20 protein-coding genes are annotated in these 21,501 nt (G+C 27.7%); 12 read left to right on the top strand and 8 right to left on the bottom strand.

What is annotated here, in order from left to right:
- Nucleotides 1-36: 36 nt before the first annotated feature.
- Nucleotides 37-990, bottom strand: coding sequence for an L-lactate dehydrogenase (locus IC219_RS03525; protein ID WP_227434819.1), 954 nt, complete (start codon nt 988-990; stop codon nt 37-39).
- A 109-nt stretch (nt 991-1,099) separates the two neighbouring features.
- Entirely contained in the window at nt 1,100-2,068 is a 969-nt protein-coding gene (locus tag IC219_RS03520) for an L-lactate dehydrogenase (RefSeq protein WP_227434818.1), read from the bottom strand.
- 359 nt (nt 2,069-2,427) lie between these two features.
- On the opposite strand from IC219_RS03520, the gene IC219_RS03515 reads away from it, so the two are divergent.
- From IC219_RS03515 to IC219_RS03490, 6 genes are all read left to right on the top strand, one after another.
- Nucleotides 2,428-3,627 (top strand): DHHA1 domain-containing protein, encoded by a 1,200-nt coding sequence (locus IC219_RS03515; protein WP_227830612.1) that lies wholly within the window; start codon nt 2,428-2,430, stop codon nt 3,625-3,627.
- 55 nt (nt 3,628-3,682) lie between these two features.
- A complete protein-coding gene (locus IC219_RS03510) occupies nt 3,683-4,180 on the top strand; it encodes a GNAT family N-acetyltransferase (protein WP_227434816.1) in 498 nt (165 codons plus the stop codon).
- A 141-nt stretch (nt 4,181-4,321) separates the two neighbouring features.
- The gene (locus IC219_RS03505) at nt 4,322-4,636 is read left to right on the top strand and encodes a hypothetical protein (RefSeq protein ID WP_227434815.1); all 315 of its coding nucleotides are present in this window, start codon (nt 4,322-4,324) and stop codon (nt 4,634-4,636) included.
- 163 nt (nt 4,637-4,799) lie between these two features.
- Nucleotides 4,800-5,765, top strand: coding sequence for a VanZ family protein (locus IC219_RS03500; RefSeq protein ID WP_227434814.1), 966 nt, complete (start codon nt 4,800-4,802; stop codon nt 5,763-5,765).
- A 111-nt stretch (nt 5,766-5,876) separates the two neighbouring features.
- The gene (locus IC219_RS03495; protein ID WP_227482535.1) at nt 5,877-6,665 is read left to right on the top strand and encodes a putative ABC transporter permease; all 789 of its coding nucleotides are present in this window, start codon (nt 5,877-5,879) and stop codon (nt 6,663-6,665) included.
- 294 nt (nt 6,666-6,959) lie between these two features.
- The gene (locus IC219_RS03490) at nt 6,960-8,279 is read left to right on the top strand and encodes an aminotransferase class III-fold pyridoxal phosphate-dependent enzyme (RefSeq protein ID WP_227434812.1); all 1,320 of its coding nucleotides are present in this window, start codon (nt 6,960-6,962) and stop codon (nt 8,277-8,279) included.
- A 72-nt stretch (nt 8,280-8,351) separates the two neighbouring features.
- On the opposite strand, the gene IC219_RS03485 is transcribed toward IC219_RS03490, so the two are convergent.
- The 6 genes from IC219_RS03485 to IC219_RS03460 form a co-directional block, all read right to left on the bottom strand.
- The gene (locus tag IC219_RS03485) at nt 8,352-8,786 is read right to left on the bottom strand and encodes a hypothetical protein (protein ID WP_227482536.1); all 435 of its coding nucleotides are present in this window, start codon (nt 8,784-8,786) and stop codon (nt 8,352-8,354) included.
- Between the two features lie 89 nt (nt 8,787-8,875).
- A complete protein-coding gene (hydG, locus tag IC219_RS03480) occupies nt 8,876-10,252 on the bottom strand; it encodes a [FeFe] hydrogenase H-cluster radical SAM maturase HydG (protein WP_227482537.1) in 1,377 nt (458 codons plus the stop codon).
- A complete protein-coding gene (gene hydE / locus IC219_RS03475) occupies nt 10,253-11,338 on the bottom strand; it encodes a [FeFe] hydrogenase H-cluster radical SAM maturase HydE (RefSeq protein WP_227434809.1) in 1,086 nt (361 codons plus the stop codon).
- 35 nt (nt 11,339-11,373) lie between these two features.
- Complete coding sequence (gene hydF / locus IC219_RS03470; protein WP_227482538.1) at nt 11,374-12,582, bottom strand: [FeFe] hydrogenase H-cluster maturation GTPase HydF; 1,209 nt, start codon at nt 12,580-12,582, stop codon at nt 11,374-11,376.
- A 14-nt stretch (nt 12,583-12,596) separates the two neighbouring features.
- On the bottom strand, nt 12,597-12,848 hold the full coding sequence (locus tag IC219_RS03465) for a TM1266 family iron-only hydrogenase system putative regulator (RefSeq protein WP_227434807.1): 252 nt from the start codon (nt 12,846-12,848) through the stop codon (nt 12,597-12,599).
- 379 nt (nt 12,849-13,227) lie between these two features.
- Nucleotides 13,228-14,268 (bottom strand): M42 family metallopeptidase, encoded by a 1,041-nt coding sequence (locus IC219_RS03460; protein ID WP_227830611.1) that lies wholly within the window; start codon nt 14,266-14,268, stop codon nt 13,228-13,230.
- A gap of 482 nt (nt 14,269-14,750) precedes the next feature.
- Here IC219_RS03460 and IC219_RS03455 point away from each other — a divergent pair, with 482 nt between their 5' ends.
- The 6 genes from IC219_RS03455 to IC219_RS03430 all read left to right on the top strand — a co-directional run bounded on the left by IC219_RS03455 (nt 14,751) and on the right by IC219_RS03430 (nt 21,224).
- The gene (locus IC219_RS03455) at nt 14,751-15,911 is read left to right on the top strand and encodes a DUF819 domain-containing protein (protein ID WP_227434805.1); all 1,161 of its coding nucleotides are present in this window, start codon (nt 14,751-14,753) and stop codon (nt 15,909-15,911) included.
- A gap of 342 nt (nt 15,912-16,253) precedes the next feature.
- On the top strand, nt 16,254-16,415 hold the full coding sequence (locus IC219_RS03450; RefSeq protein ID WP_227434804.1) for a hypothetical protein: 162 nt from the start codon (nt 16,254-16,256) through the stop codon (nt 16,413-16,415).
- A gap of 190 nt (nt 16,416-16,605) precedes the next feature.
- Nucleotides 16,606-17,235 (top strand): endonuclease/exonuclease/phosphatase family protein, encoded by a 630-nt coding sequence (locus tag IC219_RS03445; RefSeq protein ID WP_227830610.1) that lies wholly within the window; start codon nt 16,606-16,608, stop codon nt 17,233-17,235.
- Between the two features lie 251 nt (nt 17,236-17,486).
- Nucleotides 17,487-18,746, top strand: coding sequence for a VanW family protein (locus tag IC219_RS03440; protein ID WP_227434802.1), 1,260 nt, complete (start codon nt 17,487-17,489; stop codon nt 18,744-18,746).
- A 183-nt stretch (nt 18,747-18,929) separates the two neighbouring features.
- Nucleotides 18,930-19,907: a protein kinase domain-containing protein gene (locus IC219_RS03435; protein WP_227434801.1), complete on the top strand. Its 978-nt coding sequence runs from the start codon at nt 18,930-18,932 to the stop codon at nt 19,905-19,907.
- Between the two features lie 249 nt (nt 19,908-20,156).
- Nucleotides 20,157-21,224, top strand: coding sequence for an RNA ligase RtcB family protein (locus IC219_RS03430; protein WP_227482542.1), 1,068 nt, complete (start codon nt 20,157-20,159; stop codon nt 21,222-21,224).
- Nucleotides 21,225-21,501: the final 277 nt, after the last annotated feature.

Below are 21,501 nucleotides of genomic sequence, written 5' to 3'. Positions count from 1 at the left end.
TATTAACTTAAATATGTATTCTAATATGGTATTAATCTAAATATCCTTAGCAATTTTAATGTATTCTTTTAAAATAGTACATGATTTATTGAATTTTTTTTGTTCATCATCAGTTAAATTAATTTCTACTATAGACTCAACTCCATTTATGCCAATTATGGCAGGAACACCAGCAAACACATCTTTTTGCCCATACTGACCATCTAATAAAGTAGAAACAGGAAGGATTTTTCTTTCATTATGAAAAATTGTCTTTACTATTTCTGTTAAAGCAGTACCAATACCAAATTCAGTAGAACCTTTGCCATAAAGTACATCCCAACCAGCTCTAGCTGTTTTTTCAGTTAATTCATCTAAGTTTAATTTTCCATAAGTGTTAGGATTTTCTTTCATAATATCAAATAATGGTTTACCACCAATTGAAACATGAGACCAAGGAACCATCTGAGAATCTCCATGTTCACCCATAGAATAAGCTTGTATTGATTGTTGAGGAAGATTTGTTTCCTCAGATAAAAGCCTTCTAAGTCTCGAAGAATCGAGTGCAGTGCCTGTACCCAAAACTTTATTTTTAGAAAATCCAGAAACTTTCCAAATATAATCAGAAATTATATCAACTGGATTTGAAATTACAATAAATATACCATCAAATCCAGAATCAACAATAGGTTTTACAATTGTTTTTACAATGTTGACTGTAGACTCAAGAGTATCCAATCTAGTCTGATTTTTTTCAGGTAATGGACCTGCACTTATTACTACAATATCAGAATCTTTACAATCATCAAGTGTTCCACTTTTTATTTTTGTAGCATGTTTAAGATAAGAAACTGCATCTGATAAATCTAAAGCTTGAGCCTTTGCTTTATTTTCATCTATATCAATCATCAGTAGTTCATCACAAACACCTTGAGTTATTAAACTAAATCCACAATGTGAACCGACATGACCAGTTCCTATTATTGATACTTTTCTTGGTTTTATTGACAAATTTAACATCTCCTTACAATTTGTTTTATGTATACATATGAGAATACTCTATAATAATTATAGAGTATCTAAATAAGTTAATTAAAGAATAAATCGTATAGATTTAAAACTAAATAGTCTTTGAAAGTGCAATATGGTCTCTTAAAACAGAACAAGATTTACTAAATCCTTCTTGCTCATCATTAGTTAAATTGATTTCAACAATTCCCTCAATCCCACTTTTTCCTATAATACAAGGAACACCTGCAAATACATTTTCTTCATTGTATTGACCTTCTAATAATGTAGAGACTGGTAAAATCTTTTTCTCATTATGTAGTATAGCCTTTACAATTTCTACTAAAGCAGTTCCTATTCCAAACTCTGTGCAATCTTTGCCATTTATTATGCCTATACCTGTTTTCTTGTTTTTTTCAACTATTGATGGTAAGTCTAATTTGCCATAAGTATCTGGATTATCCTTCATCATATCTAAAATTGGTTTGCCACCAATTGAAACATGAGACCAAGGAACTATTTGAGAATCTCCATGTTCACCCATTGAGTAAGCCTGTATTGATTGTTGAGCGATTCCAGTTTCTTCAGATAAGAGTCTTCTAAGTCTTGTTGAGTCTAAAGCTGTTCCAGTTCCAATAACTCTGTTTTTAGGGAAACCAGACTTTTCCCAGATATAATTTGTAACTACATCAACTGGATTAGAAATAACGATAAATATACCATCAAATCCAGAATCAATTATAGGTTTTACTATAGATTTTATCATCCCAATAGTTGGTTTTAGTAAGTCTAACCTAGTTGTGTTTTGTCTGCGTAAAGGACCTTCTGAAGAATCTGCAACACTTATCACTACGATATCAGAATCCTTACAATCATTAAAAGTTCCTTTTTCTATATGTACTTTATGTGGAAGATAGGAAACCGCATCAGCTAAATCTAAAGCTTGAGCCTTTGCTTTAGCTTCATCAATATCAATCATAAAGAGTTCATCACAAACTCCTTGAGTTATCAAACTAAATCCACAGTGTGAACCAACATGACCTGAACCTACAATAGATATTTTTCTTGGTTTTATTGGCATTTTAAATCACTCCCCCTACAAAATAAAACGATATATTTATAATACAATGCTATATGTTATTAAGTATGTTTTTTATAGATTGCAATATTCTATCATTTCAGAAAATTTATTTAATATGATTTTATACTAAAGTTTTTAAAAAAGCAATGTTAATATACTTTATATTATTGAATATTTAAAATAATATATAATTATAAATTTGTTAACATTAATATCTATATGTTAAAATATAGTAGAAGATTACTATTAAAAAATAGGTTAAGCTTTATATGGTGTAATTACTTTAAACTTAACCTAAGATATGTGTATATTTAAACAATAAGGCAGTTTACAATAAAGGAAATGGAGATAAAATCATAATGGAAAAGTTATACTATACAAATCAGTATGTAAGAGATTTTACGGCAGAAATAATTGAGATAAGAGAAATAGAAAATAAGTTTCATGTTTTGTTGGATAAAACAGCGTTTTTCCCTGGTGGAGGAGGACAATTTGGAGATTTAGGAAAAATAGATAATTATGAAGTAATAAGTGTATATGAAGAAGATAAAAAAGTATATCATATATTAGATAAAAAGCCAATAAAGATACATAAGGTAAAGTGTAGTATTGATTGGGATAGAAGAGAAGATGGTATGCATCAACATTTTGGACAACATGTACTCTCAGGGTGTTTTTTTAAGACTTTTAATGCAAATACAACGGGTTTTCATTTAGGTAATGAGTACAGCACAGTGGATATAGAGGGTAATTTAGATGAAGAAAAAATTAGAGAGATAGAGTTGCTTGCCAATGAAATTATTCATCAGAATATACAAGTAGAAACATTACTTCCAACTAAAAGAGAATTAAAAAAAATTTGGTTAAGACGTGCTTTACCAAACACAAATGAAGAAATAAGGGTAGTAAAAATAGGTGACTTAGATACAAATGCGTGTTGTGGAGTACATCCAACATCAACACGTGAGCTTAGAATGATAAAAATAAAGAAATGGGAGAAGCATAAGTCTAGTACAAGAATAGAGTTTTTGGCTGGTAAAAGAGCTGTAGATGAAGTATTAAAAAGGGATATATATTTAACCAAAATCTGTAGATATTTAAGCTGTAGTGAAGAAGATGCTATAAATGGAATTGTAAATTTAAATGAGAAAGTGGAAGATTCTCTAAGTAAAAAGAGAAAACTTGAAGAAATAGTAGCTAAGTATCAAGTTAAAGAAATGGTTGAAAATGCAAATAAGATTGGAAATATTTCAGTTGTTAAAAAAATTTATGATGAAGAAGATTTAAAATATGTAAATAAAATTGCAAATAAAATTACAGAAGATGAAAATAAGATTGCATTATTAGCTGTTAGATTTGAAGAAAAAATAAACTTGATTTTTGCATGTTCTGAAAATTTGAAGGCTGTTAATATGGGAAGTTTATTGAAGGATGCAATAAGTCTTATAGATGGTAAAGGTGGAGGAAGTCAGGTTTTAGCTCAAGGTGGGGGAAAAAATAATGGTAACTTAGAATCTACCTTCGATTATGCATTTATGAAACTAGAAAAATTTTTATAATGTATTATTACAAAGAGATTAATGTAATACGTAAAATAGATATGGGGGAATAAGTATGGAACAAAAGGACTATATAGAATTATATGAAAATGAAGAACTGATAGAGATAAGAGAAGCCCGTTTAGATGATTTGGATATAATAGCGAGATTTAATTATAATTTAGCTAAAGAAACAGAAGGAAAAGAACTTGACATGGATGTTTTAACTAAAGGTGTAAGGGCGCTATTATTAGATGAAAGAAAAGGAAAATACTATGTATATACAGTATTTGATAAGGTTGTTGCACAGATTATGTATACATATGAGTGGAGTGATTGGAGAAATGGAAACTTTCTTTGGATTCAGAGTGTATATGTAGAGAAAGAGTATAGAAGAAAGAACATCTTTAATTATTTATTTAATCATATAAAAAATATGTGTGATAGAGATGAAAATATTGTTGGCATGAGATTATATGTAGAAAAAGAAAACATAAATGCAAAAGCAACATATGAGTCTTTAAATATGTATGAATGTGATTATAATATGTATGAATATGAAGTAATAAACTAGTAATGTAAATATAAGAAGTAATAAACCAATAAGATAAACTTATACTATTATTATATTAAGATTATACGTTTATCTTGGGTATATTGAGAATTGTATGAAATAAAGCAGATATTATAATTAAATTTTTTAGGGGGTATAAGTATGGGCGTTTTAAAAGTCATGTTTTATGTATTTTTGTTTTTAGATTTAGTATCAATATTCTGTTTCTTTTTTAATAAAGGCAAGATAGCATCTAATACAATTGTATTTAATGCAATAGGTGTATATACATTTGTACTTTGTTTCATGCATTTTAGTTCTTATCCAAGTAATAATATTCTTGGTAAATTTATTGCATCTCTCTTTTTTATACTTGGAGTTGCAGGAGTCATGCTTAAAGAAAAAAATTTTTTATATGCTAGATTACTTTTAACTTTGGTTATTGTTTGTTCTACACTTAAATTGTTTGTTATTTAATAAAATGTATCTATAATGAAATTTATGAAGGTCTATATTTTAAAGTATAGATCTTTTTTAATATGTTTTAATTTAACACTTAAGGAAAATTTAAGAAAATTTTAAAGGCATCTTAAATACTTGTTGGTATTATTAAAATATTAAAAGAGAGAAGGTGTTATTATTGAAAAAAGACATGTGTAGAACTTCAGAAAAATTATTATTATCAATTATATACATAATATTTTTTGTATATGTTCTAATAACTATAAGGATAATTTTATTTAAAGATATACCAATTTATGCCATTTTCAAGGGTGGATTTAGGTCTGTCAACTTAATTCCATTCTATACAGTATGGGAATTTATGACAGATAGTAACATTAGTCTTATAAGAGCTATTGCAAATATCATAGGTAATATTGGTATATTTATTCCAATGGGAATTTTTCTTCCTGTAGTATTAAAAAAATTAGATAAAAAAACTATAATTATAATAATTTCTCTTATTAGTTTAGGATTTGAATTAATACAATACATTTTGGCTATTGGAAGCAGTGACATAGATGATGTGATTCTAAATTCATTAGGTGGGATACTTGGTATTATTATTTATACAAAGGTGACCAAATTATTTCCTAATAACATTAAAAAATTCCAAGCCATAATAAGTACAAGCATAGTTTTGGGAGTAATAGGATTAGGTGTCATTGTTACAAATTACCAAAGCTTGTTAACTTTTAAACTCAAGCCAGATAAACAAGTTTCAAGAATATTAGTTGAAGAAAATAAGGAAATAATTAAAGATATAGATAAAAATGAGGGAGATATAATTGGCTCATTTGAAAGCTTTAAAAATGGTGTATTAACTATTAAGGCAGCTTGTAATAATAATATAAAGAGTCCAGATAATTTAATGGATAAGAATGGTAATATAAAAGTTTATCTAAGTAAAAATACAAAACTAATATCCTTTGTAATCACTGAAGGAGAGAATAAAGATATAATTAGATATGAAGAATTTGATGCTAAAAATTTGCCTCTGTTAAAGAAATCTGATACATTTGAGATTTGGATTGATAAGTATAATCGACCAAAAGATGAACATGGAATTACAGCTGCTAGATTATTAATCGGATTAGATGAATAGAATATCCAACAAAAAAGAATAACAAAAGTAAAAAACGAAAAAACTATTTCTACAATTATTTTTACATTATGCACAAAAATATATCAACTATTGAAGGAGTAGAGATAAATTATGGAGATAATAAAATATATTTTGTATTTTTTTATATATTCATTTCTAGGATGGGTAGTAGAAAGTGCAGGATGTTCTATAGCAAGCAAAAGGATAATCAATAGAGGTTTTTTAAATGGCCCAATATGTCCTGTTTATGGTTTTGGAGCAGTACTTGTGATATCAGTATTAGGCAGGTTTGACAATATAATTATTTTATTTTTGATAGGAATGATTTTGACTACAATACTAGAATATTTTACAGGATTTATTTTAGAAACATTATTCCATGCCAAATGGTGGGATTATTCTGACCAAAAATTTAATGTAAAGGGAAGAGTCTGTTTAAAAAATGCAATATATTTTGGAATAATGTCTGTTGTAATAATAAAATTTATACATCCCTATATAGAATACATTGTGAGTACTATTCCGTATAATATATTAATTTCAATAGTGGTAATTACGACTTTATGGACAATTGTGGATTTAATTGTTACTATCATATCACTTAAAAAATTAGACATGAAGCTCAATTTATTAGATGAAATAATTACAGACCTAAATGGTATAAACATGAAATTGGATAAGTTTGATAGAAGAGAGATACAAGCTTTATTTAAAACAATAAATAGTGAAGAGTTAGAAGCCAGAGAAAAATTAAACAAAATAAACAGTAAATTAGACCGTATAGAATCTAATATTATCTTACAAAAAAGAATTATCAAGGCTTTCCCAGATATAAAACATAAAAAACAACAAGAACAATTACAATATTTTAAAGAAATCATTAATGATAATAAAAGATGATAAGATGATTTAATTAGAAATAAATGGAAAAATAGTATTTATAAGATAATTTGCAAAGAACTCTATTATAATAGAATAGAGTTCTTTATTTTTTGGAGAAATAGAGTTGATTTGCTGAAAATAAAATATATTATCTCTGAATAACAAATATTTTGAAAATTATAAAAACATATATTGACAATTTGTGTCAAAAATACTAACATTAGTATATAAAGAATTTTATATAAAAATATCTTTATAAATTGCAATAATTCTAAAAATATAAATTTACTTAAAGAGGGGAATGATTTGCCAATGAGCGAGATAACTAGTCAAATGATAAGTACAGAAGAAAAAAAATATGTTGCTAAGACTCAAAAAATACCTTATTATCCAGTAGCATTTAAATCAGGTGAAGGTGCGATGTTATATGATTATGAAGGTAATGAGTATGTAGACTTTTTAGCAAGTGCAGGCTCTGCAAATGTAGGTCATGGAAATAAGGAAATCTCACAAGCAGTTAAAGAACAAATGGATGATATCACACAATATACACTTGCATATTTTCATAGTGATCCTCCTGTAAAGTTAGCTGAAAAGCTTGTGGAAATAGCCCCTGGAGATAATGATAAGAAAGTATTATACAGCGCAACAGGCTCTGCTTGTATAGATGCTGCTATAAAATTAGCAAGAGGATATACTGGAAGAACAAAAATAATATCTATGTGTGAATCATATCATGGAAGTACTTATGGAGCTATATCTATATCTGCATTAAGTACAAATATGAGAAGAAAAATGGGTCCATTATTACCAGAAGTTTATCACTTCCATTATCCAGATAAAAATAGAACTGCCAAAGAATGTTTAGATGAAATGGAATATGCTTTTGCACACTACTTACCAGTAGAAGAAGTAGCTGCAATATTTATAGAACCAATTGCAGGAGATGCAGGAATAATAGTGCCTCCAGTAGAATGGATTAAAGGATTAAGTAAAATATGTAAAGAAAATGGAATACTACTTATAAGTGATGAAATACAGCAAGGTATGGGAAGAACAGGTAAATGGTTTGGTATAGAAAATTTTGGTGTTGAAGCAGACCTTATAGTTCTTGGAAAATCTGTTGGTGGAGGATTACCTTTAGGAGCAGTTGTTGGAAGAACAGAAATAATGCAAAGTCTTGATGCACCAGCACATCTATTTACTTTAGCTGGAAATACAACAGTATGTGTAGCTGCTTTAAAATCTATAGAAATAATTGAAAGAGAAAATTTACTTCAAAAGAGTATAGAAATGGGAGATTATATTAAAGCAGGATTTGAAAAACTAAAAGAAAAATACGATATAATTGGAGAAATAAGAGGCTTAGGTTTATCTATAGGAGTTGATATAGTTAAAGGAAAAGGTTCTACTGAAAAACATCCAGATGCTACAGCTAAGATATGCTACAGATGTATACAAACTGGTTTGATAATGATATTCTTAGGACAATCCACTTTAAGAGTACAACCACCTTTAGTAATAACTAAGGAACAAGTAGATAAAGCAATGAGTATTATAGATTCTGCAATAGATGATTATTTAAATGGTAGAATTGGTGACGAAGTTTATGAAGTAACTCAAGGTTGGTAAAATAGATATTAAATAAAAAAGAGTTATCTCAATTTTAGAAAATAATTTCTGAAATGAGATAACTCTTTTAAGTTACCCACAAGTAAGAAGATTAGTCGATTCATTAAAGGTTATGTTTTGGGTATTACTTTTGTGAGTATTAGAAACAGTATTGCGAGAGTAGTTACTCTTACTCGAACTATCTGTCAGTTTTGTTATAATCAAAATTGCTAAAAGAATAAAAATTACTGTGTATAAAGCAATAACATATGGTTTTCTTTTATATTTGTATTTGTTATTAAAAAAAGAATGTCCATAATTATCTTTATTGACCTTATGTTTATTTATATTTGTATTCTTTTTTTTGTTATTCTTCTTTTTATCATCCTTTTTTCTATTTTTAGGGTAAGGAATGACTTTGTGTGTATCATCAAGTTTGACATTTTTATTTTTTTGAATATTGTTTTCTAGGCTAGCTTTTTTTTCTCCAAATTGAATAGTTTTATTGGTATTGTTGTTATCTTTCAATGTTAATCTCCCTCCCTTAAACTTTCCCTTTAGATAATATTACTACTAACCTATAGAATATACAATAATAATATACAACGAATAAAATTTTATAAGTATAAATCTCTTTCCCCACGTTCTAAGGCAGTCATATTGTTAGATACGATGTTTCTTATGTCTTCTCTTTCTATCTTAGATATTTCTTCAGTAATAAGTTTTTTACCCATAGCTTTAAGTTCTTCGTCACCATAATCAATTAAAAATTCATTCAATGTAGTAAGTGCATTTGGTGTGCAGACATTGTGAATTTGACGACTCTTAGCCAAACTCATAAATCTATCTCCAGTTCTACCTTTTCGATAACAGGCTGTACAGTAACTAGGGATATATCCATCAGTGATTAATTCCTTAAGGACTTCTACAGGGCTTCTGTGGTCTCCAACCTCAAATTGTTCTGTATTGTCACCATCTTCATATGCTTTATATCCACCAACACCTGTTAGAGAACCTGCACTAACTTGTGATACACCATATTTTAGTAATTCGTTTCTCATTTCAGCAGTTTCCCTAGTAGACATTATAATTCCAGTAAAAGGAACTGCCAATCTAGTTATAGCTACAATTTTTTTGAACATATCATCAGAAACTAAATGAGGGAAATTTTCTAAACTCATACCCTCAGCTTTTTTTAATCTAGGGAAAGATATAGTATGGAATCCTACACCAAATTTTTCTTCTAGGTGTTCATTATGCATCATAAGTCCTAAAACTTCAAATTTAGGGTCAGCTAGACCAAATAAAACTCCTGCACCAACATCATCAACTCCAGCTTCCATGGCTCTATCAAAAGCTGTTAAATGGTAGTAGTAATCATTTTTTATAGACTGACCATGCATCTTTATAAATGTTGGTTTATGGTAAGTTTCTTGGAATAGTATATAAGTTCCTATTCCTTTTTCTTTTAGTAGTTTATATTCTTCTACACTAGTAGCTGCTATGTTAACGTTTACCCTTCTTATGTTTCCATTTTCATTATATGTTGAATAAATTGCATCTAAGCAGTCTAATATATAATTTATATCACAATTTTTAGGGTCTTCACCAGCTTCTAAAGCAAGTCTTTTATGACCCATTTTTTCAAGTATTTTAACTTCTTCTCTTATTTCGTCCATAGTAAGTTTTTTTCTTTTAAATTTATTACATGTATTGAAACCACAGTAAACACATTCATTTACACAGTAGTTTGATACATAAAGAGGGGCAAATAAAACCACTCTATTACCATATATTTCATTTTTTATTTGCCCAGCTATACTAAATAATCTATCAAGTTGTTTTTTATCTTCTACTTCAAGAAGTGTAGCTATATCTTTATAACTAAGTTTTTCTCTTCTATCAGCCTTATCAAGTACTTTCTCAATATCATCCGAAGTTGAATTTTTTGCATCCTCTAACAAAGAATTAATAAGTTCATGTTTTATGAACATTTACAAACGCCTCCATTCAATATTATCACCACGAGAGTAGTCAACTTTAAGTCCTAGTGACTTGATATTTTCCTCTAAACTCTGGTGATATTCACAAGCTTCTTGACCAGTAAAGGCTTTGTTATCATAAAGAGAATATTGTTTTCTAAATTCTTGAGGAGAAAGGTTTGGCATAATTACATTACAACCAGCTAAAAGACCTGCATTTCTACCACTAGGGTTTATAGATGCAAGAGCTGTTGTAGCAGGTAATAAGACTTTTGGAAGTAGAAGTCTTGTAATTGAAAGCATAAGTAGTGTTTTTTCTAAATCACCATGTTTATAATCTTTAAAGATTGTATCATGATGTGGGATAAAAGGTCCTATACCAACCATATGAGGATTTAACTCTTTTAGGTATAATAAGTCACGAACAAGGTCCTCATTGCTTTGGAATGGTGACTCAACCATAAATCCAGCACCTACTTGATAACCAATTTCCTTGAGGTTTTTAAGGCATTCTTTTCTAGTTCTAAGTTCAATGTTTGGCGGATGTAATTTTTTGTAATGGCTGTCTGTAGCAGTTTCATGTCTTAAAAGATATCTATCTGCACCACTTAAAAAGTATTTTTTATAGGAGTCATAGCTTTTTTCTCCTAATGATAATGTTATAGCACAATCCTCATATTTATTTTTGATACTTGAAACAATCTCACATATCTTATCATCAGTAAAATATGTGTCTTCACCACCTTGTAAAACAAAAGTTCTGTATCCTATCTTATAACCTATATCACAACATTCAAGTATTTCATCCGTTGAAAGTCGATATCTTGTAATATTTTTGTTAGAAGATTGTATACCACAGTAGTAACAATTGTTTTTGCAGTAGTTTGTAAGTTCTATAAGCCCTCTTAAGTAGACTCTATTTCCATAGTGTTTATTTCTCATATCGCTAGCTTGCTTGTAAAGATAGTTTCTCAAATTTTGTTCAAAGTTATATTCTTCATTGTCGATATTCTCTATTAAGTATAGTAGTTCATCAAAGCTTAGTGAATTAATGCTGTAAAGTTTATCTATAAAGTATTTAATCTTATTTTTAGTCATATCTTAGTATGTATTTATTAAATATATTTAAATTTTTAGTAATTGAAAAGTTCAAGGGATCTTTCCAAAATACCTTTTGTATATGCTATTAAAATACCATAGTTTACGATAGGTACATTGAAAGATTTTGCCTTTTCTATTCTAGATAACATTCCAGCTCTATTCATCATACAAGCTCCACAGTGAACTACAAGTGCATATTTAGTTATATCTTCAGTGAAAGATACTCCAGAACTAAATTCAAAAGTAATATTTTTACCAGTTTTCTTTCTAATCATATTAGGGATTTTAACTGTTCCAATATCATCAGTTTGTCTGTGATGAGTGCAACCTTCAGCCATCAAGACCTTGTCACCATCTTTTAAATTTTCTAAAGCATAGGCACCATCAATTAATTCTTTAAGGTCTCCTTTTTGTCTAGCGAACAATATAGAAAAAGATGTAAGAGGAATATCTTTTGGAGTATCTTTATCCACTTGTGGAAATACTTGAGAGTCAGTAATAACAAGCTTAGGTTTTTTACCTAAATTAGATAGAGTTTCTTTTAAGCTATCTTCTTTTGTAACTATAGAAATTGCTCCAATATCCAAAATATCTCTTATAACTTGCTGTTGAGGAAGTATAAGCCTACCTTTTGGAGCTGCCTTATCTATTGGAACAACTAAGACAACTAAATCATTTGGCTCGATTAAATCTGATACCAATTTAAACTCATTACTGTCTTTAGGCAAAACCTTTATTATTTCATTTTTTAAATCTTCAATTCCAATTTTATCTGTTGATGAGACAGAAACAACTGGACATTTAACTTTATTTTTAGTTAAGTTTAAAATTTCAGATTGATTTTTAATTGTATCAATCTTGTTAAGTACTAAAATATGAGGTATATTTTTATCATTAAACTTTTCAATTAGTGATAAATCTTCTTTTGACACACCAATTTGGCAATCCACTACTAGTAAAGCTATGTCTGTCTTTTCTAAAATATCTAATGATTTGCTTATTCTAAGCTCACCAAGTTCACCAACATCGTCAAGACCAGCAGTATCTATAAGAACACAAGGTCCTATAGGAAGGATTTCCATTGGTCTAAATACTGGGTCTGTAGTAGTTCCAGCAATATCTGATACTATTGCAGCACTTTGATTTGTTATAGCGTTTATTACGCTAGATTTACCTGCATTTCTTTTACCAAAGAGACCTATATGTACTCTTATTGATTGTGGAGTAGAATTTAGACTCATTTGTACTCACCACCTTAAATTTCTTTTTTTGATATACTAGTTTTTACAGATACATGAGGTATATTTCCCAATTTACCAGTCAAACTATTGATAATATCCATTTCGCCAACAACTGCTATACATACAATTGAGACACCTTCTTCTTCACAAGGAATTCCCATTCTACCTTTAATAATACCTTTAAAAGTTGATACAACTTCATTAAATTTAAGCTGACATTCTTTTGGTTCTTCCAAAATAGCACTTATAACCGCAACCTTTTTCATAAATATCCTCCTAACTCAGAAAATATGTTCTTAAACAAATCCAAAATCAAAAAACTTTTCTTTTTAAAGAAAAGTTTCTACAAAAGAAAAGTTATTAATTACACAATTATAATGTGCTATATTAAACTATTTCCTTACAGATTAGATAACTCTTTTCTGGTAGGGTTAGCTTGTAAAATTTATTTTAACAACAATTAGCTAAAGAAAATTTTTATACAATTTGTGTGAATCATATAAAAATTAACTAAAGAAAATTGAAGTTACTTATATAATAGTAGTAAATCGAGATTAAGTCTATAGAAAAACCAATTTTTGTATAAAAATAAAAATAAAAATTGGTTATTTACAAAGAAATGACTTTAATAAAATATATAGTTAATTATTTTTTTAGCATGTAGTTTATAAGAAGTTTTAGAGTATTTTCAATTGCTTCTATATGAGTTCTTTCGTAGTGGTGGCTATTATTTGTTCCAGGGCCAACACAAGCTATTTGAACATCTTCTCCCCAACGAATAGCCTCTGAAGCATCTGAACCATAAAAAGTAAATACATCGACAGCATAATCTAAATTATTATCTTCTGCAACATCTACAAGTTTATTTCTTAAACTAAAATCATATAGAGATAAGTTATCTTTTGCAACTATAGTTACACCATGTTCACTAGATGTTTGACTTGGTCCAGTAGGTGCTATATCTATTGCTACAAATTCTCTAGTTTTTTCAGGTAAAGCTTTAGAGACACCATGTCCAATTTCCTCATAATTACTTATATAAAAGTTAGTAGTATGCTTAGGTATTAAGTTGTTTTCCTTAAAGTATCTAGCTATTTCAAGAACCATTGCTACAGCTGCTTTGTTATCTATATATCTAGATTTTATAAAACCAGATTCTGTAGCTTCAAAACGATGGTCTAGACATACAAAATCTCCAACATTTATTCCCAAATCCAAAATATCCTGTTTATTAAATACTTTTTCATCAAGTCTAATAATCATTGTTTCTTCATTTCTTTCAGATGCAGCTTTTGTCTGTCCATATATATGAGTAGAAGCGTATTTAAACACAACACTTCCTCTAACTTTTTTACCTTTTCTAGTTATAACAGTGCAATTTTCACCTTCTATAGCGGCCCAACAACCACCACCGACTTTATGGTATTTAAGAGTACCATCTGGTGATATTTCTTTTACCATAGCACCAAGTGTATCCATGTGTGCAGATATTGTTATTTGATTTGAATCATCTTCACCAGGAAGAGTAGCTATAAGAGCACCTTTTTTTGTAAGAGTAGTATTAAGACCCAAAGTTTCAAAATCCTTTTTGCTTTCTAAAACTGCATTTTCAGTATATCCAGCTGGACTTGGTATATCAAGATACTTCTTCATCAAATTTATAGTATTAGTTAAATTTAAATTCATATTATTTCCTCCTAAAAAATGTATATTCATACAAATTATAACATAAATACGAATGTTCTGAAAACTGTATTTGAAAGAAAAATTTCTAAATCTATTAAAAAAAATAATATATAAGGTAAAATTAATTTATATTATATGGGTTTAAGTTGAAAATAGTTTTATTGTATAAATAATAAAAATAAATAAAAAACAAATAAACAAATAAAAACAAATAAATAAAATATTTAGTTTAATTCTCTTTACAAATAAAGATTTTAGTAATAAAATAATTTTTGAAAAAGATTTTAAATTCAGACTATTCGTTTTTAAAGTAATTAATCTGTAAACCTTTATTAATATGTGTAAATAGTTGGTTATATATGTATTTAATTAGCTAAATATAAATAAAAAAGTTTATTTTAATTATTTTCATTATTGGGAAAAAATTTATTAGGAATTATAAAAAATCTGGATTACTTAGAAAAAGAGAGGGTGTGTATAATGTGATTGAAAACGGATTCGTATTTTGTAGTTTTTTAGTTGTATTTGTAGGTGGCATTTTTTACATGGTTGATAAATTAAAATGGAAGATATTCGATGTTATTAATCCAATGCTTTTAATTTATTTAGGGGCTGCTATACTTGCATCATTTGGTTTATTTGCACAAAATGAAGAAGTTGGTATCTATCAGAATATAATAACCGTAAATTTTCTACCATTAATGTTAGTATTCTTATTAATTCAATGTGATTTAAGAAAAATATTAAAAATGGGCCCTAAAATGTTATTATCATTTTTCTGTGCTACATTGACATTTATGCTTGGGTTTGTTATAGCCTTTATAATTTTTAAAGGTTCAATGGGTGCAGATTCATGGAAAGTTCTTGGTGCAGCATCTGGGTCATGGATAGGTGGTTCATCAAATATGATTGCAGCAGCTAATGCTTTAGGTGTTGCAGAAGAAGGGCTTAGTTATGCAATACTTATGGGTTCTATAGGATATACAGTATGGATGTCTGTTTGTCTAATGTCTGTAAAATTTGGACCTAAATTTAACAAATGGACAAAATGTGATACAAGTTTTATAGATGAGGTTACAGCAAAGCTTGAGAAAGAAAATAAAGATAATACAGCACCTACGTTTGTGGAACTTATGACTTTATTATCTGTTGGATTTGGAGTTGCAGCATTTGCACAGATTGTATCTAAGATACTTCCAACTTCAGGCATACTTAATGAGACTATGTGGGTAGTGCTTGTTGCCTCTACAGTATCAATACTGTTAGGTATGACTAAGATATCAAAACTTAAAGGAAGTACATTAGTAGGAAATGTGTTTATGTACTTGCTTCTTGCAGCAACAGGAAGTAAAGCAAATTTCTTTGGACTATCAGAGGCTCCTGTTTACATAATGTTTGGATTAGTAGTAGTTCTTGTACATGCCATTTCATTTATAGGACTTGCAAAACTATTTAAATTAGACTTATTTACTTGTGAGGTAGGAAGTATAGCTAATATAGGTGGTGTAACTACAGCACCAATGATTGCTGGGGTTCATAATCCAGTATTAATTCCAGTAGGTGTACTTATGGGGCTTTTAGGAAATGTTATAGGAACTTATTGTGCTCTTATAGTTACTCAAATATTACATATGTTAGCTTAATGAAACTATAGTATAAAGCTAAATAATTCATATCAAAAAAGTTATTTCAATTTAAGCATAAGCTTTTATCGAAATAACTTTTTTTATTTGGCAAAATAAGTCGTTTTAAAAAGTTGTTTTGACATATTTAGTGAATAATATTGTAAAAATTACCAATAACGATATATATTTAATTTTTATATTGAATCGAACGTTTGTATGATGTATAATAAATATATAGAACGAATGTTTGCAGAACGAATGTTTTTTGAAATTATTTTAATAATTTATGAATATATATCACAATGCATAAATATATTTAAATATAAAGATAAAAAGAATTTAAAGGAGTGTTGATAACTTATGATAATTCCATCAAGAAAAATACAGGATATAACATTAACAAATTTAAAAAATGGTGAAGTGACTTTAATTGAATTAGATGAAATATATAAAAAGATGGGATTTTTATTTGTTGTAAGTGAAGGCAAATTGAAAAAAATAAAAAAGGAGAATCATCATTAAAAATGCATAAAATAAATACTATAAAATTTTGTAAAACCTAACTTATGTAGAATATAAATACTTAAGTTAGGTTTTTTTGTGATAAAATCTGTGATTACTTGAGTTTTAGAAAGCAGTACAGTGTTTTATAAACTAAAAAATAAATGAGTTTAAATCTCAAGGGCATAATACTGCATAAGAGGTGATATTAATGAAAATAGTAACCTACAATATTCATAAAGGTATGGATTCAAATAATAAATTGACATTATCTAAAATGGGAATATATTTAAAGAGCTTAAATTGTGATGTAGTTTGTTTGCAGGAAGTACTATACCCTCAATTTTTAGCTTTAAAGGCTGTTTTAAATATGGATGGTGTATTTGCTACAAATGTAAAAAAGGTAAATATGCTATATGGAATTTGTACATTTACAAAATTAAAAATATTAAACAATAATCATTTTTTTTTAACTAGTAAAAAAGAACAGCGAGGAGCACTTTGTATAACTGTAGATGATTATGGAAGAATTATAAATATTATAAATGTTCACTTAGGTTTAGATAGAGAAGAGAGAGCAAAGCAACTGGATGAAATAATAGACTATAGAAATAGATTAGTAGGAGCTGTTGTTTTATGTGGTGATTTCAATGAAAAAAATATCTCTTTAAATATGTTTAGTGATATGGCTGTTTGTCTAAATAAATCTCAGTTTGCAACCTTTGAAAAGTCAAATTCTAGGATAGATTATATTTTTGTTGATAGAAAAACTGAACTAAAAGGATATATAGTAGAGAAGATTTATTTATCAGACCATTATCCAGTAATAGGATATATTTGATTTTTAATGTAACTTAATCAATATTCGTAAATAAAGAGTAAATTTTTTATTAAGGTATAATTAAAAAAATATAATTAAAAAGTGTCAAAAAGAAATCTAATTATAAGACATAAATTTACAATAAAGTTACATTTGCTTAAATGCCTTGTTTAAAAAAAGCTATTCAAATATAATCTAAAGTAGTTTTGAAAGGGAAACTTTAATAAGCAAAATTAAGATAAATTAAGTTAGTGTTAAAATGAGGTGAATTTATGAGCAGAAGTACAACAAGGGTTTCAAAATTAGGAAAAGAAAAAAAACGAAATTTTATAATAGTGTTAGCAGTTTTAGCTGTAGCGATTGGTGTGTCTACTTATTTTTTTAACAACAAATTTCTATATAATGGGAAAATAGCTAAAAATGTATATATAGAAGATATAAATGTATCCGATATGAGCAAAGAAGAAGCATTAAAAGCTGTAACAGATAAGTATACTCCAGAAGACCTGAATCTTACTTATGATGGAAAAGATTATAAAATATCTCCAAATGATATTGATTTAAAATATAACACAGAAGAAGTTGTAAAAAATGCTTATGAGAGTACAAAAAAAGGTTCTTACTTTCAAAACTTAAAGAAGTATATTGATATAAGAATAAATAAGCTATCCCTGAAAATAGAATCTGGATATGATGAGGCAAAACTTAGTGCTCAAGTATCTTCAGTAGCAGATAGCATCAACGTTAAAATGAAAAATGCTTCAGTTAGTGTTGGAAGTGGTGGATTAAATTACACAGAGTCTGTTATAGGTAGAGAATTTGACTTGGCATCAAATAAAGAATCTATATACAACATGATAAAAAATAAAGAGCATAAGCCTTTAGAACTAAAAGTAAACCTTCAAAAACCAGATATAACGACAGAACAAGTAAAATCTGTGAATTCTGTTATAGGTCAATATTCAACAACATATTCTCAATCTGTATCAGGTAGAGCATATAATGTGGCATTGTCAGCAAGAAAAACTAGTGATGTTTTACTAATGCCAGGTGAAGAATTTTCATATAATAAGCTTACAGGGCCTAGCAATAAAGCTAATGGTTACAAAGATGCACCAGTTATAGTTTATGGAAAATTAGAGCAATCAGCAGGTGGAGGTGTTTGTCAAACATCTTCAACAGTTTATAATGCAGCTCTTCTTTCAGGTATGGAAATAACACAAGTTACAAACCACTCATCTGCATCTACTTATGTACCAAGAGGTAGAGATGCTACGGTAAGTGATGGAGGATTAAATTTAAAATTTAAAAATCCATATAACCATCCTGTATATATTAAAAATTATGCAGGTGGAGGAAGTGTATCATCTATAGTATATGGCAATTCTGGTGATAAACCAAATATATCTATAGAAGTAAAAAACACTGGAAAAGATAAATATTCTACATATAGGGTGTATAAAGACTCAAATGGAAAAGTCATAAAAAGAGAACATATATCAAATAGTTCTTATAAAGAATTGAAAAAATAGATTATTTTTTAGCTTAATATTGAATTGATACAAAAAACAAGAGAGTTGATAACTCTCTTGTTTTTTGTATAAGAGTAGACTTACTAATTGTCGTTTTGATATTAGAATCATTAATATATAGAAAATATTCCTATATATTGGTATAATTATAAATAGATTTAGTTATATAAAATGTATGAGGAGGTGACAGGGTTGAATTTTATAGGCAATAGGTATGAGGTAGTAAATTCTGATGACGTTTTAGAAATTAACAAAATCTATAAAGCTAGGGATGTTTTTTACAGAAAAAATGTGTTAATAAAAGTTATAAAACACAATAACTATATTTGTGAAGATTTTGTATCAAATTTAATTGATGAAAGTACTGCTTTAGATGAAATAAACTCTCCTTATATACTAAAAATAATTGATGTTGGGATTCATTGCACAGAAGAAACAACATTATATTATATTGTAAGTGAAGACTTTGATGGTATTGGCCTAGATGAATTAATTCTAGGTAATTATCTTCATCTAGAAGCAATTATAAATATAATGATACAAGTTTTAAAAGCTTTAGAAATGATACATAGAAATTATTCATATCATGGCAGTTTAAAGTCAAGTAGTATAATGGTGAATACAGAATATAATATTAAAATTTGTGATTTTGGAATTACAAAAGCAAATAATGGGGTTAATACAAGAAGCTATGGAAATAGAAGATATTTATGTCCACATCAACTATGTATAAACTATACTGATAGAGAGAGTGATTTTTTCGCAACAGGTCTTATTTTATTTGAGTCTATATTTAAGAAATTACCTTTTGGAGAAGCAAATTCAGAAGAAAAAATGTTACAATTGATTGATAAAGGGCTAGATTGGAATAGTATAAGAGCAATTAATGGCAACATAGAACTTATAAATGTTATAAAAAGACTGCTTGGTAGAAATAATAAATATACTAGAGCTAATGATATTATTGTTGACCTTAGTAAGGTAATGTATGAAAAAGCATATATAGAGGTTGAAGATAAATTAGAAGAAGAACCAAAAAAAATTGTTCAGGTTAGAAAAGAAGATAAAAGTAAAGTGAGAAGAAAATTACATAAAAAAATTGTTGTTGCTGGCTTAGCTATAGTTATGATTTCAATGATTATTATAGGTTCTATAATATAAAAATTATATATTGTACATTTTAAAATAAATGTCTATAAATAATATACATATAGATTAAAATTTTAGTATTGTTTTAATTATGAGAGGAAGTGGTTATTATGTTAGCAAAAAATAATGAGGTGTTAAACGTTTAAGAGTATTTTAACAAATAGCCACCTGCTTTTGTAGTTTAAAATAAAAAGCTGTGGCTAAAAGTCACAGCTTTTTGCTACTTTTTAAAGGCAGGAGTATATTAAAAAGGAGCAAAGTATGAGTGAAATAAAAATAATAGCAAGTAACAAGTGTTGGATTGAAGATATAGCAAAGAAACAACTTGAAGATATTTTAAAATTGAATGGAGTTTTAAGAATAGTAGGATTGCCTGATTTACATGCAGGTAAAATACCTGTGGGCCTAGCAGTTGAAACCAAAGATATTATCTATCCACATATAATTGGAAATGATATAGGTTGTGGCATGACTTTATTTAAAACTGGAATTTCCAAAAAGAAATTTAAAAAAGATAGATGGATTAAACGTCTTTATGAAATTAAAGATTTATCTGATATAAAAATAATAAATCCATATGAAGAGGAATGCCCAATATCAAATTTGGGGACTATTGGAAGTGGAAATCATTTTATAGAATTTCAATGTGTAAATAAAATTCACAATAAAGAAAAATTTGAACTATTAAGATTTTCATCTGATGACATAATGATGTTAGTTCATTGTGGGTCAAGAAATTACGGAGAAACCATACTTAAAAAATTTTATAATAAAAATGGTATTGAAGTTGGAAGTGAAAAAGAAAGAGATTATATGATAAATCATGATAAAGCTTTAATCTGGTCAGAGCGTAATCGTGAAATTGTTAGTAAAAAAATCATGCAATCAATAGGTATATCTAGAGATATTGAAAAAATATTGTCTATAAATCATAATTTTATAGAAAAAAGGGAAGATAAATTCATACATAGAAAAGGTGCTGTTTCAAGTGAAAGAGGAGCTGTAATTATACCTGGTTCAAGAGGAAGTCTATCATATATAGTTATGCCTACTGAAAATACAGAACTGTCTTTATATTCTCTATCACATGGAGCTGGTAGAAAATGGTCTCGTTCAATTTGTAAATCTCGTCTTAAAAACAAGTATAATAAAGATACTATAAAACAAACAAAATTTAAAAGTCATATTCTATGTAATGATATAAACTTGTTATTTCAAGAGGCTCCAGAAGCATATAAAAATATAGAACAAATTATTGAAAGTTTGATAGAATATAAGCTTATTCAAGTAGTGGCAACTATGAAACCACTAATTACTTATAAAGGGTAATTTTAAAAATTATATTAAATTATAAATAACTGATTTTATTAAAGCATATTAAGAATGCTTTGATACTATCAGTTATTCTTTTGTTTTTTGTTAGGGTTAATAATTTAAAGAGCTTAACTTCATAATATGTAATTTTTATAAAATTACATTCTGTAAGAAATGTTGGGTATAAATGAAAGAATAAACATTATTTTTATTTTAATAGTGAGTATTATAGGTGTTTTATTATGTTAAAAGATAAATAAATTTATTTATATTGACACTAGGATATAATTTA

Origin of the sequence: Clostridioides sp. ES-W-0018-02 (assembly GCF_020658175.1) — a bacterium.
Classification (GTDB): Bacteria; Bacillota; Clostridia; order Peptostreptococcales; family Peptostreptococcaceae; genus Clostridioides.
Note: the sequence above shows the minus strand (reverse complement) of the source record. Positions and strands in the feature narration are given on the sequence as shown.